The 16,574-nt window shown below is 62.6% G+C and carries 8 protein-coding genes and 5 pseudogenes; 8 read left to right on the top strand and 5 right to left on the bottom strand.

Features of this window, described 5'->3' with window-relative positions; translation table 11 throughout:
• Positions 1 to 25 precede the first annotated feature (25 nt).
• Genes OED52_RS06635 through OED52_RS06620 form a run of 4 tightly spaced genes read left to right on the top strand, consistent with a single transcriptional unit; the run spans position 26 to position 4,779 of the window.
• Positions 26 to 2,074, top strand: a complete 2,049-nt coding sequence (locus tag OED52_RS06635; RefSeq protein ID WP_264153868.1) for a DEAD/DEAH box helicase family protein — start codon at positions 26 to 28, stop codon at positions 2,072 to 2,074.
• A gap of 22 nt (positions 2,075 to 2,096) precedes the next feature.
• Entirely contained in the window at positions 2,097 to 2,261 is a 165-nt protein-coding gene (locus tag OED52_RS06630) for a hypothetical protein (RefSeq protein ID WP_264153867.1), read from the top strand.
• The gene (locus OED52_RS06625; protein WP_264153866.1) at positions 2,258 to 4,315 is read left to right on the top strand and encodes an AAA family ATPase; all 2,058 of its coding nucleotides are present in this window, start codon (positions 2,258 to 2,260) and stop codon (positions 4,313 to 4,315) included. Before OED52_RS06630 ends, OED52_RS06625 begins: the two co-directional genes overlap by 4 nt.
• Entirely contained in the window at positions 4,312 to 4,779 is a 468-nt protein-coding gene (locus OED52_RS06620; RefSeq protein ID WP_318841916.1) for a DNA phosphorothioation-associated protein 4, read from the top strand. Before OED52_RS06625 ends, OED52_RS06620 begins: the two co-directional genes overlap by 4 nt.
• Before the next feature lie 396 nt (positions 4,780 to 5,175).
• On the opposite strand, the gene OED52_RS06615 is transcribed toward OED52_RS06620, so the two are convergent.
• A complete protein-coding gene (locus tag OED52_RS06615; protein ID WP_264153865.1) occupies positions 5,176 to 6,177 on the bottom strand; it encodes an IS481 family transposase in 1,002 nt (333 codons plus the stop codon).
• 145 nt (positions 6,178 to 6,322) lie between these two features.
• Here OED52_RS06615 and OED52_RS06610 point away from each other — a divergent pair.
• Both OED52_RS06610 and OED52_RS06605 read left to right on the top strand, forming a co-directional pair.
• Positions 6,323 to 6,898, top strand: a pseudogene (locus OED52_RS06610) (IS1634 family transposase); the annotation flags it as partial.
• Positions 6,899 to 6,958: 60 nt separating this feature from the next.
• Positions 6,959 to 8,328: pseudogene (locus OED52_RS06605) on the top strand (ISL3 family transposase).
• A gap of 135 nt (positions 8,329 to 8,463) precedes the next feature.
• On the opposite strand, the gene OED52_RS06600 reads toward OED52_RS06605, so the two are convergent.
• The 3 genes from OED52_RS06600 to OED52_RS06590 all read right to left on the bottom strand — a co-directional run bounded on the left by OED52_RS06600 (position 8,464) and on the right by OED52_RS06590 (position 12,483).
• A complete protein-coding gene (locus OED52_RS06600; RefSeq protein WP_264153440.1) occupies positions 8,464 to 10,092 on the bottom strand; it encodes an IS1634 family transposase in 1,629 nt (542 codons plus the stop codon).
• A gap of 220 nt (positions 10,093 to 10,312) precedes the next feature.
• Positions 10,313 to 11,131 carry an IS21-like element helper ATPase IstB gene (gene istB / locus OED52_RS06595; RefSeq protein ID WP_264153864.1) on the bottom strand — a complete coding sequence of 273 codons (819 nt, stop codon included), beginning with the start codon at positions 11,129 to 11,131 and terminating at the stop codon, positions 10,313 to 10,315.
• A complete protein-coding gene (locus tag OED52_RS06590) occupies positions 11,128 to 12,483 on the bottom strand; it encodes a Mu transposase domain-containing protein (RefSeq protein WP_264153863.1) in 1,356 nt (451 codons plus the stop codon). The genes istB and OED52_RS06590 overlap by 4 nt, the downstream gene beginning before the upstream one ends.
• A 136-nt stretch (positions 12,484 to 12,619) precedes the next feature.
• On the opposite strand from OED52_RS06590, the pseudogene OED52_RS06585 reads away from it, so the two are divergent.
• Positions 12,620 to 13,633, top strand: a pseudogene (locus OED52_RS06585) (IS1634 family transposase); the annotation flags it as partial.
• A gap of 93 nt (positions 13,634 to 13,726) precedes the next feature.
• Here OED52_RS06585 and OED52_RS20830 read toward each other — a convergent pair.
• Positions 13,727 to 14,603: pseudogene (locus OED52_RS20830) on the bottom strand (IS701 family transposase); the annotation flags it as partial.
• A gap of 169 nt (positions 14,604 to 14,772) precedes the next feature.
• Between OED52_RS20830 and OED52_RS06575 the strand changes: the two are divergent.
• Positions 14,773 to 16,165, top strand: a pseudogene (locus OED52_RS06575) (IS1380 family transposase).
• Positions 16,166 to 16,574 lie beyond the last annotated feature (409 nt).

The raw sequence follows: 16,574 nt of genomic DNA, 5'->3' as shown, positions 1-16,574 counted from the left end.
CGAGGACGTCGTTTCTCGTTTTTACGTGCCGGCATTCAGCGCAGCGACGACCTACAGTCGTGCTGTCGGATACTTCACATCAACAAGCCTGGCCTTGTACGCACGCGGAATCGAGCAGTTCGTCGCGCGTGGCGGGTCGATGCGTCTGATCGCATCACCTCATCTCGATGAGGGTGACATCGCAGACATCTCGCACGGCTACTCTGTCCGGGAAGTAATCGCTCGCGCCACGATCCGCGAGCTCGAAGGGATCGAGAACGACCGTGTCCTGGATGGCCTGGGGCAAGTTGGTCGACTAATAGCCGATGGCCACCTCGACATCAAGCTCGCTTTCGTCGTTCGGGACAACCGAATCGGTATCTACCACGAGAAAATCGGAGTGTTCCGCGACGAGTATGGTGACCTGGTTGCATTCACCGGCAGCAGTAACGAAACCTTGGGTGGACTGGTAGCAAACTTCGAGTCCGTCGAGGTGTACCGCGGTTGGACTCAAAGCGATGGAGCTCGCGCCCTCCGTCTCGAATCCGACTTCGAGGAACTGTGGGCTGATCGGACCCCGATGCTCAGCGTCGAACCATTCCCCGATATTGCTCGGGAGCGCCTAATCGAGATCGGCCGTGAACGCCCGAACGCGGTCCTTACCGCCCGCGAGGACGCGCTCGAACATCGCCCGACGGTAGTGACCGAGCCAAGGCGATTGGCTCCTCCGGCCACTCTCGCTCCTCGAGAGTACCAACGATCGGCGGTCGAAAAGTGGTTGCGCAACCGAGGTCGCGGCTTCCTCGCTATGGCGACAGGCACTGGAAAGACAAAAACTGCACTCTTCGCTGCGACTGCTGTCGGAAACGTACTGCGCGAGCGAGAGCAACCGCTGATCTTGTTGATTCTCGCTCCTCTGCAGCATCTCGTAGATCAGTGGATCGCCGATGTCCAAGCTTTCGGTGTAACACCAATCCCTGTATATGAATCAAGTACCAGGTGGGTGCCACTCGTCGAAGATCAGATCGCTCAGGCTCGGCTCGGGCAGCGACCGATCGTTGCGCTCATCGCGACCAACGCATCATTCGCGGGATCAAAGTTCCAGGAGATTCTTAACCGGCTAACCCTTCCATTGATGGTGATCGCCGACGAAGCACACAACCTCGGCTCCCCGCAATACCGTGCCTCACTTCCCGCAAACGCTATTTTCCGCCTCGGCCTGTCTGCGACACCCGAGCGATGGCACGACGAAATCGGGACCCACGAACTGTTCGAATACTTCGGACCCATCGTGTTCGAGTTGGGTCTCGGTGAAGCCATCGAGATGGGCGCACTGTGCCGGTACACCTACCACCCGCGGTTGATTGAACTCAACGCCCAAGAAACTGAGCTGTATACCGACCTGACAACCAAGATCGCACGATGCATTGCTGCCGGCGAAAGTCCTGACGACGCAGACCCGAACTCACCGCTAGGCTTCCTCCTCCGTGAACGGGCAGGCGTCACTGGTCACGCCACCGGCAAGCTTGCGGCTCTACGACTTGACCTTGAAACTCACCGCAGCGATTGGTTTCAACTGATCTACTGCGCCGAGGGCACCCGCCCCACCCCGCAAGGCGAAGAACGCGGACCGAACCAATTGGCCGAAGTCATGCGACTGGCGGGAAAAGAGCTCGGAATATCCGCACACCAATACATCTCCCAAACATCGCGCTCCGACCGGAAAGTACTACTACGGCGTTTCGCTTCCGGAAACGACCTACAGGCGTTGGTAGCAATGCGCTGCCTGGACGAAGGGGTCGACATTCCGGATGCGCAGATCGGTTATCTCCTAGCCAGCAGTAGTAATCCACGTCAGTTCGTCCAACGTCGCGGCAGACTTCTTCGCCGCGCCGAAGGGAAGGATCGTGCTGAGATCTTCGACTACCTCGCGGTTCCCAAGTCTGGAGCGCCTATCGACTTCGACGTGGAGCGCACTCTCCTTATTCGGGAAATCGAGCGCGCAAACGAGTTCGGCAAGCTGTCCGAAAATTACGGCGAGACACTCGATACTTTGCGCCCACTCCGCGACAAGTATCATTTGATGGATCTCTAATATCTACTTGGAAGGAACGACCATGACTGAAGACACCCGCACCGAGAAATATGTAATCGGTGCCCTCTCGAATGAAGAGCGCGCTCTACTCAAACGGGTTCTGGAGATTGAGCGGTCCAAGTTGCATCTCAGCGCCTACGACGCAACCGAGGACATTCTCGACGCTGTGAAAGGAATCATTCCGTGAAGCTCGAGTCGATCACACTAGAGAACTTCCGACAGTTCGCAGGTCGCCAGAGCCTCAACTTGAATTCGGACAACACTCGCCCTGTGACCCTGATATTCGGCGCGAACGGATCCGGCAAGACAACCCTTCTGAATGCCTTCACATGGGCACTTTACGGCGGACTGTCAGATGATGTGGAGCAGCAGGACCGCCTCGCAACCGACTCGGTGTGGAGATCGACACCCCTCGGCGAGTCCGTTCCAGTGTCAGTCGAAGTCAAGTTCTCCCATGAAGATCGAAGTTATCGACTTCTTCGATCAGTCACATTGAGGAAAGAGTCCGACCACCAGCAACATGTAGTTCCTGCTGTTCAACTCTGGGTGACCACGCCTGACGGGGCATCCGAGGAAGTCAAAGCACCGCAGGAGATGATCCATACGATTCTACCGCGGGGCGTCAGCCGATTCTTCTTCTTCAACGGCGAGCGTATCGAGAATCTCGTCAAGAAGGATGCATATTCCGAGGTGCAGAAAGATATCAAGGTCCTTCTTGACCTAGAACAAGTCGAACGCGCCCTTTCCCATCTACCCAAGGTAGACCGAAAGCTTTCAGCCGATCTACGAAAAAACGGCGGTGAACGCGCAGGTCAGATACAGGAAGAGATCGATAAGCTCTGTGATCAACAGGAGCACGCAAGAAATCGACTGCTTGCCCTTGAAAGCGAAGTCGCCTCCCTGAATGGCGAAAGCGAGCGTGTACTGGAGCTGCTTCGAGAGAACGCGGACGCCGCTCCTATCCAAAAAAGACGCGACCAGGTAGAGAAAGAACTTGCCGAAGCCCGACGCGCGCTCGACTCGGCAAGAACCGAACGCGCTGCCCTTCTCGCCACTCGCGGATTCCTGGCATTTACCAACACGCTTGCGTCGGAAACCAAAGAGATGGCCGAAGACCTATATCGCCGTGGCGCACTTCCTGCTCCTCTCAAACGTGAATTCGTAGACAACCTTCTTGAAAAGAAGGTATGCATTTGCGGAGCAGAGCTCATCGAAGGCTCCGATCCTTGGAACCACGTACAGAACTGGCGCCATCAAGCTGGGCTACAAGCTGTCGAAACCGCGTGGCAGAAGCTCTCCGGAAATATTGATGAGCTCGAGGCGACTCGCGCATCCTTACGCAGCGACCTGGCCGGCATTACAAAACGCATCGGCGACGAGAACGATCGTGTGGAACGTCTGATTGCCGAAAAGTCTGAACTCGACGGCAAGCTACGCGACAGCAGACGAGAAGATGTACAAGCCCTCGAGAGCAAGCACATGGAGCTGCTGGACATGATCCGCTCGAAGGAACAGCAGATCGGGTCCGCAAAGAGCGAAATCGAGAGGCTGGTCAGCGACATCGAAGCCAAGACCCGAGAACGGTCGAAGGCCGAAGTCAAGGACGAACTCGCGCTCAAGGCCCGGGCCCGCCTCGAACTCGTACAGTCAGTGAAGAACGCGCTCACTGAGATCCTCGAGATTCGTGCGACCGAGATGCGCAACCGGCTCGACGCAGAACTCAAATCAGTGTTCGCAAGTATCACGCATCAGAGTCATGTGCCTACTTTGACCGAAAAGTTTGAGCTAACTCTTCACAAGACGGTCAATGGAGTCGAACTTCCCGTACCAAAGTCGACTGGCGAAAACCAGATTCTCAGCCTCAGCTTTGTGGCTGCCGTGTCGAAACTCGCCCGAGAGATTCGGTCCGAGCGTCGCGCTGAAGAGCAGACGAGCGTCGACGCCGGCACTTATCCGATCGTGATGGACGCAGCCTTTGGATCCCTTGACGAGGACTATCAAGAAGCGGTGGCGCGGGCGCTCGCCAAGATGGCACCCCAGCTCGTTGTCCTGGTGAGCAAGAGCCAGGGCATGGGCACGGTTATCACCGAACTGATGCCCTATGTCAGCAACTTGGGGGTCCTCGAGACATATACGACGGCTCAAGGAGACGTTGCCGATGACATTGAAATCAACGGTAGATCCTACCCATACATCCGTGCTTCCGAGACCGACCGCACCGAGTTGAAGGTGATCTTGTGACAGTGTTCGCCGACGTCCGAGTCCGCCGTCCCCAACAGCACGAGCGCCTCATGCTCGAGCTGCAACAGGACGCGAAGTTCCCCGCTTTTCGCGACATCCTCCTGTTCGCTGCGGCCGTCGGTTTCGCACAGGGACGACGAGCGCCATTCCATGACACTGCGGGTGACCCCATCCGATACGACACACTCGTAGGGCCCGCTTTTGCCGACACCCTCGTCAGTATGATCGCTGCGAACGAGGCAGGAGATGACCCCGAAATAATGGACGACACTCGCCTGCAGGAAAGAGTCAAGATATTTGAAGAATATGCGAATGGTGGGCTTGAGTATATTCAGGAGCTCATCAACACGAGAAAACAGCCAACAGCCACGGTTGTGCTCGACCTCGTTACGTCTGCATTGACCGACGAGAACCAAAACACCGAGATCGCAGTTGAGGATCTCCTTAGTGGCGTTACATGGTAAACAGTTTCCGTTGCCATTCAGCGCCCCAGATTGAACACCCCGGAAATCATGCCGAACTGACCATGAAATCATTGTTGATGAACAGAGGTGAGCCGATGCCATGTGCACCCAGTAGATGAACCGAATACCGAAGCAGCCGGCTGGTAGGGCTTTAGGTCGGGAAGGTGTGATGGCAGGTCGGCAGGTACCGATCCAATAGGCCAGTGCGCGTTGGAGTTCGCGCACAATGCCATAGAGGGTCAATCCTGCCCGATCGCTCTTGGGTCGGTCAGACTCAGGGATGTCAGGAGCAGGTGTGCGGCGATGACGACCCGAGTTGGCTCATGTTTTCGGGATGATCGACAGCTCACGTCTGTGACCTGCTGGTTTTCGTCGGGATCGGCCTGATTTCACGCACTAACTGTATGAGGTCATGACGTTGGTGACACCGGTCCGGAGTTTGCTCGCGGGCGGCCGGTTACCGACGGCAGTATGCGGACGATGATAGTTATAGTGCACATTCCACACCTGCAGGGCCTCGGCGCGTTGCCGTTCACTGGTCCAGACGCGGGCGTAGAGGAACTCCTCGGCCAGAATCCGGTTGTAGCGCTCCACCTTCCCGTTGTGACGAGGCGTGTACGGGGTGATCCGCTGATGCCGGCCACCGTGGAGCACTTTCGCGAAGTCCTTCGCCCGGTAGCAGGACCCGTTGTCGGTGACCACGCGGTGGATGTGCACGATGCCGTGGGCGGCGAAGAACACCCGTGCGCGGTGCATGAACCCGATTGCCGTGGCGGCCTTCTCGTCGGACAGCGCCTCGGTATAGGCAAGGCGGGAGAACCCGTCGACCGCCGAATGCAGGTAGACGTAGCCGGCGCGGGCACCGGCGACCTTGGCGCGCTCGACCTTCTTGGCCTGCTCGCTGCCCCGACCGTGGACACGCCAGCCACCGCCGTCGGGGATCCGGCCGACTTTCTTGATGTCGACGTGCACCATATGGCCGGGCCAGCGGGCGATGATCCGGCGTGGCTGGCGATTGTTCTCGCCGTTCGGGTCGAGGAACTTGCGCCGGTTCAGGCCGAGGTGAACGAGGTGTCGGCTGACGGTGCGCACCGAGATGGTGATGCCGTCGGCGCCCAGTTCGTGGGCGATGCGGGCCGCGGACCACTTGCGGGTCCGCCGCAGGGTCTCGATCCGCGCCACGGTCTCAGCCGGGGTCACGGTGGGCTGATGGTGCGGCACGCTGGGGCGGTCGAGCAGACCGAGTTCGCCGTGTTCGCGGTAGCGGGCCATCCATTTGCTGGCGCAGGACCGGGAGATCCCCATCTCGGCGGCGACATGGGACAGCGGACGGGTCTGGCACCGCTCCACGAGACGGCGGCGACCTTCGACGGACAGCGGGGCGTTACGGTGGAGCATGGACGGGTTCTTTCGGTTGAGCTGGGTGAGTTGGTGGTACTTCCCATCCTGCCGTCGGAAGGCCCGTCCGCCTTCGTCAGCCCCTGGTGGTGTCTACAACGTCATGACCCGCAACAACTAACGGCGTTGGTTCTAGGCTCGGCAAGTGGTGTTTGTCAGGAAGGTGCGCACCAAGTCCGGGGCCACGGCCGTGCAGATCGCCCGCTATGTGGGCGGTCGGCAGGAGATCGTCAAGCACATCGGTTCCGCGCATACCGACGTCGAACTCGGCATGCTGCTCGAGCGCGCCCGGGCCTGGCTCGAACCCGACCAGCAAGTCCTCGACCTCGGCGTCACCCGGCAGGTCCCGGTCGAAAAGCCCCTGGCCGGCGGGCAGAGCACCCTGTTCGAGCCCACACCCGGACCCGTGCAGGTGGATACGCCGGGACGGACGGAATCGACCGGGTCGGTGCTGCTGCGCCAGGTCTTGGTCGACGTCTACGACCAGCTTGGGTTCGGCATCCTCGGCGACACGGTGTTCCGGGACCTGGTGATCGCCCGGATCGTCGAACCCGGCTCGAAACTCGACGCCGGCCGGGTCCTACAGGACCTCGGGACGGATCCACCGAGCTACGCGACGATCAAACGCCACCTGAAGCAGATCGTCGACCGTGAGTATCGAGGCAAGATCGCCGAGCAATGCTTCGCCCATGCCGCCGAATCCGGCTCTTCGCACTTGGTAGGGGCGGGTGTCGATCGACGCCGTTGCCGTGTCGGTGATTGAAAAAGGGCCCGCGCCCTTGTGAGCTGGGTGTTCTTCAGGCATCCAGGACAGCAAGGAACGCGGGCATGCACCACGGTAGTTCATTGCTGCTCGATCTCGACGGCGTCATCGTCGAATCGGTGCAGCGCACGGTCGAGGGCAGCCGGATCGTGCAGATCGCGACGGCCCCACAGTGGGTCGGGGTGTGCCCGCAGTGCGGGCAGAAGTCCACGCGTTCGAAGGGCTGGGTCACCACCAGACCGCGGGACGTGCAGGTCGGACCCGACCGTCCACTGCTGGTGTGGCGGAAACGGAAATGGTTGTGCACCAATACCTCCTGTGACCGTAAGGTGTTCACCGAGTCGACGCCGGGGGTGCCGTCCCGGGCACGGGTCACGCCACGAGCGAAGGCGCTGCTGGTCGAGGCGGTCCTCGACGGGGACCGGTCGGTCGCCGCGGTCGCGGGCGACTACGGGTGCGCCTGGCACACCGTCCACGGCCACCTCGTCGTGGTCGCCGACGCCGCCCTTGGCGACGAACCCGAACCGGTGGTCGTCCTCGGGATCGATGAGACCCGACGCGGGAAGGCGAAATGGGAAACTTGCCCCGAGACCGGGGAACGGAGATGGGTGGACCGGTGGGACACCGGACTGGTCGACCTGACCGGCGATCAAGGGTTGCTGGCGCAGGTCAACGGACGCACCTCCGCCGTGGTGATCGACTGGTTCGACGCCCGCGACGAGACGTGGAAGGCACAGATCACCCATGTCGCGATCGACATGTCGACGGTGTACGCAAAGGCGGTGCGCGAGGCACTGCCGCACGCACAACTGGTGGTGGACCGGTTCCACCTGGTCAAGAAGGCCAACGAGATGGTCGATACCGTCCGGCGCAGGGTCACCCAGGCCGAGCGGGGTCGGCGCGGCCGCAAGAGCGATGTCGAATGGATCAATCGACGACGGTTGTTGAGGGCCTCCGAACGCCTGACCAACGAACAACGATCGGCCCTGTTCGAGAAGCTGACCTCCGCCGACCCGCACGGGGACATCGCCGCCGCATGGATCGTCAAAGAACTACTGCGCGATGTGTTGCGCTGCACCGACCGTGGTGGCCTTCGCCATGAAATCCGGGACAGACTGTACCGGTTCTACACGTTCTGCGCGGCATGCCGGGTCCCGGAGATCGGCAAGCTGGCGACGACCATCTCGGCGTGGCAGGAACCGATGATCCTGGCGATCACCACCGGCCTGTCGAATGCGCGCAGTGAAGGCTACAACCGGATCGTCAAGCACGTCGGCCGCATCGCGTTCGGATTCCGTACCCCGGAGAACCAACGCCGCCGGGTACGCTGGGCCTGCACTCGACGGTCACGTCGGGTCGCACCCAGCCGGCACCAGTACCACTGCTAACTGCGAAGAGCCCCGAATCCGGCGGTCTGAGCCTGTTGTTGTACGACGTGACGACCTTGTACTTCGAGGCCGAAAAGGAAGATTGATGAGGCTCAGCGAATGTGCTCGCTTGTGCTCCCGAGTTGGCTCATTTCGTTAGTGCGTGATTTCGGTACCTGAAATCCGATCGAGCAGCACCTGCATATCGGCCTCGACCTGCGGCGGGAACGTGTGTCGGGTGCCGTTGATCGCGATGGTCGCCGACCGCAGCGGCCGCAACAGCTTGACGACCTTGCCGATCGCGAGATCGCTGCGTTCCTGCACCACCCGGGAGACCGCCAATGCCGCGAACACCACCGTCAGGTGCGCCTCGATCGCATCGCGGGTGCGGTGGAAGATCGGCCGGGCCCGCAGATCGGTCTTCGACATCCGGAACGACTGCTCGACATGCCACAACTCGTGATATTTACCGATGATTTCGCTCGGATCCATCAGGGAGACAGGAAGGTTGGTGACATAGCCTTTCAGGCCGACGAGCATCCTGGCGCGTTCGAGCGAGGCAGTGTCCAGCCGCCGGCCTTTCGCAGTCGTCTTCACGAATCGCGTCGACTTCGGTGCGGTGTCCCCGTCGACCACGGCCCGGGCGCGGGCTTCTTGTGCGTTGAGTGTTTTCTCGTCCCGGGCGGCGCGGCTGCGGGAGTACTGCCAGATCGCCCGCCACGCATTCGGATGGTCCGTCTCGTTCCAGACGGGCTCGGCTCGTCGCCGGCGGTTGTTGACCACGGAGCGGCCGTGCCGTGGCGTGATCGTGTCGATGATCTGCCCATCGGTGAAAACATTGCCGTTCCAATGAAAGTGGGAGGCGAGATCACCAGGCGCTTTCGTGGCGCGGGAGCCGACGATGAACTTCAGCCCCGCCTCGTCCAGCGCTGCGAGATTGGACGCGGACAGCATTCCGGCGTCCGCGGCGACGACCATCTCGACCCCGTCGAGGTCATGGCGGGCCTGGAACTGCCGCACGATCGGGACGATGGTGCGGGTTTCGGCGGAGTTGCCTTCGTAGCAGCCGATCTCGAGCGGGAAACCGGTGCGGTCCACCAGCAGCCCGACGACGATCTGCGGGTCGACCCGGCGTTCCTTCGAGTACCCGACTTTGCGCAGGTCATCTTCCTTTTCGGCCTCGAAGTACAAGGTCGTCACGTCGTACAACAACAGGCTCAGACCGCCGGATTCGGCGGCATGGGCGAAGCATTGCTCGGCGATCTTGCCTCGATACTCACGGTCGACGATCTGCTTCAGGTGGCGTTTGATCGTCGCGTAGCTCGGTGGATCCGTCCCGAGGTCCTGTAGGACCCGGCCGGCGTCGAGTTTCGAGCCGGGTTCGACGATCCGGGCGATCACCAGGTCCCGGAACACCGTGTCGCCGAGGATGCCGAACCCAAGCTGGTCGTAGACGTCGACCAAGACCTGGCGCAGCAGCACCGACCCGGTCGATTCCGTCCGTCCCGGCGTATCCACCTGCACGGGTCCGGGTGTGGGCTCGAACAGGGTGCTCTGCCCGCCGGCCAGGGGCTTTTCGACCGGGACCTGCCGGGTGACGCCGAGGTCGAGGACTTGCTGGTCGGGTTCGAGCCAGGCCCGGGCGCGCTCGAGCAGCATGCCGAGTTCGACGTCGGTATGCGCGGAACCGATGTGCTTGACGATCTCCTGCCGACCGCCCACATAGCGGGCGATCTGCACGGCCGTGGCCCCGGACTTGGTGCGCACCTTCCTGACAAACACCACTTGCCGAGCCTAGAACCAGCGCCGTTAGTGCGTGAAATCAGGCCGATCCCGACGAAAACCAGCAGGTCACAGACGTGAGCTGTCGATCATCCCGAAAACATGAGCCAACTCGGGTTGTACGACGTGACGACCTTGTACTTCGAGGCCGAAAAGGAAGATTGATGAGGCTCAGCGAATGTGCTCGCTTGTGCTCAACGAAAGTGCCCACTCGCGGGCGGTTTCACTGTAGCGGTTGCCGTGTTCCGGTGGTGGCCCGACGGAGCTTCTCGGCTCGGGCGTGGTGATCGCGCAGGCGGTAGGAATCACCGTCGAGGTTGAGCACGACCGATCGGTGCAGAAGTCGATCGAGCATCGCAGCGGCGACGGTCGTATCGCCGAGGACCTCACCCCACTCCCCGACACCGCGGTTGGTGGTGATGATGATCGAAGTCTTCAGATAGCGTTGCGCAACAACCTGGAACAAGGCGGATGCGGCCTCGCCCGGTAACGGAAGATAACCGAGCTCGTCGATCACCAACAGCGTCGGCCCAGCGTAGAACCGCATCGTTGTCGCCCATCGGCCTTCGATCGCGGCGCGGTGACAGCGGGCCGCCAGATCGGCGGCGGTGGTGAAATAGGTGCGATAGCCGGCATGCGCGGCCGCCCGCGCCAAACCCACCGACAGGTGGGTCTTTCCGACCCCCGGGGGCCCGATGAGCAGGACGTTCGTCGCGGTTTCGAGGAATCGGCAGGTGCCCAGTTCGGTGATCAGTGCCCGATCGAGTCCGGGGGCGGCGTCGTAGTCGAAGTCGTCGAGTGAGGCCGGGGTGGGCAGGCACGCGAACCGCAACCGTCCGGCCAATCTCCGCGCTTCGGTGGCGTCGACCTCGATCGACAGTAGCTGTTCGAGGGCTGCGGTCATCGACAGTCCGTCTTTCTGGGCCCGGTCGAGCACCGACGGCAGCGCTTCGGCGGCGTCGTGCAACTTGAGGGTGGCCAGGTGCCCACGCAGACGCTGATAGAGACTCGTCGAGGTGGTGGTGTCGGGGGTGATGGTCATGCGAGGGTGTTCCTTCCGCGGGCAGCGCGCTCGTAGGCGGCCAGGTCGACCACCGTCGACCGCGGTGTCGTCGACGGTGAGTGATGGTCCGTGGTGTTGGTGCGCAGTGCTTCTGCTGCAGCACGTGCGTCCGCACCGGGTGGGATGCGTTCCTTGCGGCGGTGCGGCCGGCCTCCGGCCGCGGCCCCGGCCATCGCGGCCTGCTCGAGGGCGTGGACGTGGCCGTGATCGCGCACGATGACCCCGGCCCCGTCCGGAGCGAGCCGGTGCCGGGCGACGGTGATCTGCGAGGCGGTGACGATGTCGATCACCTCGTCGCCGAGCCGCCGGGTGACCTGCACCTGTGCCGCGGCCAGTTCCGGGGGCACCGAGTAGCGGTTGCCGCGGTAGGCCACCAATGCTTGCCGGGAGACGGTCCGCGGTTCGCTGATGACCACCGGATACGGATCGGCTGGCATCGGCGTCAGGGGTTCGCGGGCGGCGACGGTCAGCACCGAAGCCTTGCCGTCGGCGGTGGCGCGCATCCGGGCATCGGCGCGCAGGGTGCAGAACTTGTCCACGCTCGCCTGCGCCTGCTCGACGGTCAACTCATCGGCCACGGACCGCCACCATCTCTGTGCTGCAGTGTGATTGGCCTTCTCGACAACGCCTTTGCGGTTCCCGGCTCGCGGTGGGCAGATCGCCGGCACGACACCGTAGTACTTGGCGACACCGGCGAAGGAGGCGGTGACTTTCCCGCTGTCCGGGTGACAGACCGTGGCCATCCGATCGAACCGCCAGGTGCGGGTCAGGCCGCCGAGTTCGCGGCAGATCCGGTCGAGGCCGTCGATCAGATGCGGCTGGGTCATCGCCGGGGCGAGCACCCCACGCCACCGGCCGGAATGCGCGAGCGAACCGACCAGCAGGTAGGCGGTCTTGCCCCACCCCCACGATTCGGGTGGGTTCGGTAGTTCGACCCAGTCCCATTGGGTTTCCTCACCGGGTGGATGTTCGATGACCGCGTTGGGACGGTCGGTTGCGCACGCGCAGGCCTGGCAGACGGGCCGGAGTTTTCGTTGCCGGATCTGGCGGGTCAGCGTCTGATACGAGGCGGTGTAGCCGAGGTCCTCGAGTTCGTCGCACAAGGTCCTCGCCCACAGGTGCGGATCCTCGGTCAGACGGGCCGCGACGTAGTCGATGAACGGCTCGAATGGGTCTTCACCAGTGGGTTTGCGGACTCCGGGGGTGGTAGTGCCGTTCAGATAGTTGCGGATCGTGCGCCGGTTTCGGCCGGTGTGCCGGGCGATCGCCGAGATCGTCCAGCCTCGTTTGTGCAGTGCGTGGATCTCCACGTCTTCCTCCCATGTCAACATGAGAAAGCGGGTCTCCTTCGGGGTGCTGGTGCGTGGTCAGAGACCACCAGCATCGAAGGAGACCCGCCCTCATCGGCGGAGCCACACGGGTGAGCACTTTCGGTGAGCGGGACTGAGCAGGATCAATGAGCGCCATCAAGATGACCTGCGCAAAGTCGGGTACTCGAAGGAACGCCGGGTCGACCCGCAGATCGTCGTCGGGCTGCTGGTGGACCGCACCGGTTTCCCGCTCGAGATCGGCTGCTACGAAGGCAACTCCGCCGAAACCCGCACCATCGTCCCGATCGTGCGGCAGTTCCAGGCCCGCCATGACCTCGACGGGGTCGAGATGGTCGTCGCCGCGGACGCCGGAATGCTGTCCGCGTCCAATCTCGCAGCGCTGGACGAGGCGGGGCTGAAGTTCATCGTCGGCTCCCGCGCCACGAAAGCGCCTGGTGATCTCGCCTCCCACTTTCATTGGAACGGCAATGTTTTCACCGATGGGCAGATCATCGACACGATCACGCCACGGCACGGCCGCTCCGTGGTCAACAACCGCCGGCGACGAGCCGAGCCCGTCTGGAACGAGACGGACCATCCGAATGCGTGGCGGGCGATCTGGCAGTACTCCCGCAGCCGCGCCGCCCGGGACGAGAAAACACTCAACGCACAAGAAGCCCGCGCCCGGGCCGTGGTCGACGGGGACACCGCACCGAAGTCGACGCGATTCGTGAAGACGACTGCGAAAGGCCGGCGGCTGGACACTGCCTCGCTCGAACGCGCCAGGATGCTCGTCGGCCTGAAAGGCTATGTCACCAACCTTCCTGTCTCCCTGATGGATCCGAGCGAAATCATCGGTAAATATCACGAGTTGTGGCATGTCGAGCAGTCGTTCCGGATGTCGAAGACCGATCTGCGGGCCCGGCCGATCTTCCACCGCACCCGCGATGCGATCGAGGCGCACCTGACGGTGGTGTTCGCGGCATTGGCGGTCTCCCGGGTGGTGCAGGAACGCAGCGATCTCGCGATCGGCAAGGTCGTCAAGCTGTTGCGGCCGCTGCGGTCGGCGACCATCGCGATCAACGGCACCCGACACACGTTCCCGCCGCAGGTCGAGGCCGATATGCAGGTGCTGCTCGATCGGATTTCAGGTACCGAAATCACGCACTAACGAAATGAGCCAACTCGGGTGTGATGGCAGGTCGGCAGGTACCGATCCAATAGGCCAGTGCGCGTTGGAGTTCGCGCACAATGCCATAGAGGGTCAATCCTGCCCGATCGCTCTTGGGTCGGTCAGACTCAGGGATGTCAGGAGCAGGTGTGCGGCGATGACGAGGGTGACGTGGTGGTACCAGCCGAGCCAGGAACGGCCTTCGAAGTGGTCGAGTTCGAGACCGGTTTTCGGTTCCCGGTAGTCATGCTCGATGCGCCAGCGGATCTTGGCCAGCCGTACCAACTCCGGCAGGGGTGTGTCCTCGGGCAGGTGGACAGCCAGAAGTCGGTGGGGGCGGCCGCTCCGACCAGCCATTCGGTGAGCAGCCACGCCTGCGGCAGGACACCACCGTCCTCATCGCGGGGCATCGTGCGGTTGGCCGGGCGGATCCGCAGCGCCACGAAGTGTGAGCGCATCGCCGCGGCCGGATTGGCCAGCCCAGTCTTGGTGCCGTGGCGCCAGGTGACCTCAGACAGCGCTTCGACGCCGGCCGCCAGGACGAGGTCTGTGCAGGTCGGCACCGCCGGGTAGCGTCAGGTCGGCGGCCGGCCACGGCCCGAATATTCCGCAGTGGCCGGAACCGCATCACCCGGATGCGCGAGGGTCGCGCCTTTGACGGCCACGACGTAGGACAAGTCACGATCGGTCAGACCTTGGCGGAAGGTGGCCGAGTCGCTGTAACCGGCGTCGGCGACGATCACCGCTGGGGTCCGGCCCACGAGATCAGCTCGTCGAGCATCTCGAGAGCCATAACCACCTTGGAGCGATACCGCTCCTCGGTCGGAGTCGCGTTGCGTCGCCGGCGAGCGGTGATCACCGCGGCCGTCTCCGGATCGTCGCAACGCTGATCGTCCCAGCTCTCGGGCAGATACAGCCGCCAATCCAGCGGTGCGGACGCGGAATCGGGGGGGGCGGCGTGCACGCTGACCCGCGAGGTCCCGCAACGAGAAGTAGCGAACCTTACAAAGTCCTACTAGCCTCGGGCATTCATGCCGATTGAGCGGAAACCCGTGTCAATCACGAAGAATGATGCTCTGAGCTGGGATAATTCGACTTGCGAAGGTTGAATCAGTCCCAGTTCGAGGAGCACCATTCCGGTGAGCAAGTCTACGTCCCCCTATCCCCACCTGTCCGCATCAGCCACCGGAACCGGCCTCGTGTCGCATGCCGGAGCCGTCCTGCTGCTGCGCACCGCGGAGAAAACCGGACTTGCCACGGCATTGACGACCGAACTCGCACCGTATCGAAAGCCGTTGACCCGACACGATCCCGGCAAGATCGTCCTCGACCTCGCGGTATCCCTCGCACTCGGTGGGGACTGCCTCGCCGACATCGCACAACTGCGCGCTCACCCCGAACTGTTCGGTGCGGTGGCCTCCGACCCGACCGTCTCCCGCCTGATCAGCAGGTTGGCCGCCGACACCGACACCGCACTGGCCGCGATCGACCGGACCGCGCCACCGCCCGCTCCCACGCCTGGGCCGCTGCCGGCACATCGGCTCCCGACCATGCCATCGACGAAGCGCATCCGCTGGTCCTCGACATCGATGCCACCCTGGTCACCGCGCATTCCGAGAAGGAACAGGCCGCCCCGACGTTCAAGCGAGGGTTCGGTTTCCATCCGTTGTGCGCGTTCGTCGACCACGGCACCGGCGGTACCGGTGAACCCGTCGCGATGCTGCTGCGGCCGGGTAACTCGGGATCGAACACCGCCTCCGATCACATCACCGTGGTGCAGGACGCACTCGCACAGTTGCCGCTCGACCCGGCATACCGGGTCGGGAAGAAGGTACTGGTCCGTATCGACGGCGCCGGCGGTACCCACCACCTGATCGAGTACCTCACCAAGCGTCGCCTATCGTACTCGATCGGATTCGGGTTGACCGACGCCCACGCCGACGCGATCGATCTGGTTCCGGAACAGGCATGGACCCCGGCTACGACGCCGACGGGCAGGTCCGCGACGGTGCCTGGATCACCGAGATCACCGACCTACTCGACCTGTCCACCTGGCCGAAAGGCATGCGGGTGATCGTCCGGAAGGAGCGCCCACACCCCGGTGCGCAGTTGCGGTTCACCGACCGCGACGGCCTACGCCTGACCGCGTTCGTGACGAACACCCGCCGCGGTCAGCTGCCAGATCTGGAGTTGCGGCATCGGCGACGGGCTCGGTGCGAGGACCGGATCCGGGCAGCGAAAGCCACCGGCTTGCAGAATCTTCCGTTGCACGGTTTCGACCAGAACCGCATCTGGTTGGCGCTCGTGCAACTGGCATGCGAGCTGCTCGCGTGGATGCAGATGCTCGCCTTGACCGAGGTTCCAGCGCGGCGGTGGGAACCGAAACGGCTGCGGCTGCGGTTGCTGTCGATCGCCGGGAAGATCGCCCGGCATGCCCGCCGTGTTCGTCTGCGACTGGCTGCGACAGCTCCGGATGTCGATCTTCTCGTGGCCAGCCTGAACCGGCTCGCAGCGCTACCTGCGCCTGCGTGACCTGCATGTACCAGTTTCATCGAGACGAAAGGACACGATTTCCGGGGCCGTGGACCCCGACGCCACCCGACCGTGTCGGGCAGTCGACCGTGGATGCACGCCGGATCCACGGTTTCCACACCCAATCCGAGACCGCTCAGGCCGGCACGCGGTCCGCGCGAAAGATTGAGGCTAGACCGCTGTACAATAGTTTTCCTGCATATTCATGATTCCCCACCAACGGAGGGTCTGGAATCATGAATATGCACGTGTCGCTTATGGATGGACACCATCGTTACCAACAGTTGCAAGCGGCATTCCGGGCGGAAACCTTCAATGGGTGTGAATGGGCGCAATGCTCACTTAAATCCATACCGGACAAAATCAATTCAACCGACTCAGTAACACTCAAGCCCCACCACCGTCAGTC

It is taken from the genome of Rhodococcus sp. Z13, assembly GCF_025837095.1.
Taxonomy (GTDB): Bacteria; Actinomycetota; Actinomycetes; order Mycobacteriales; family Mycobacteriaceae; genus Rhodococcus; species Rhodococcus sacchari.
The sequence above is the reverse complement of the archived record's forward strand: the minus strand, read 5'-3'. Positions and strand labels throughout refer to the sequence as shown.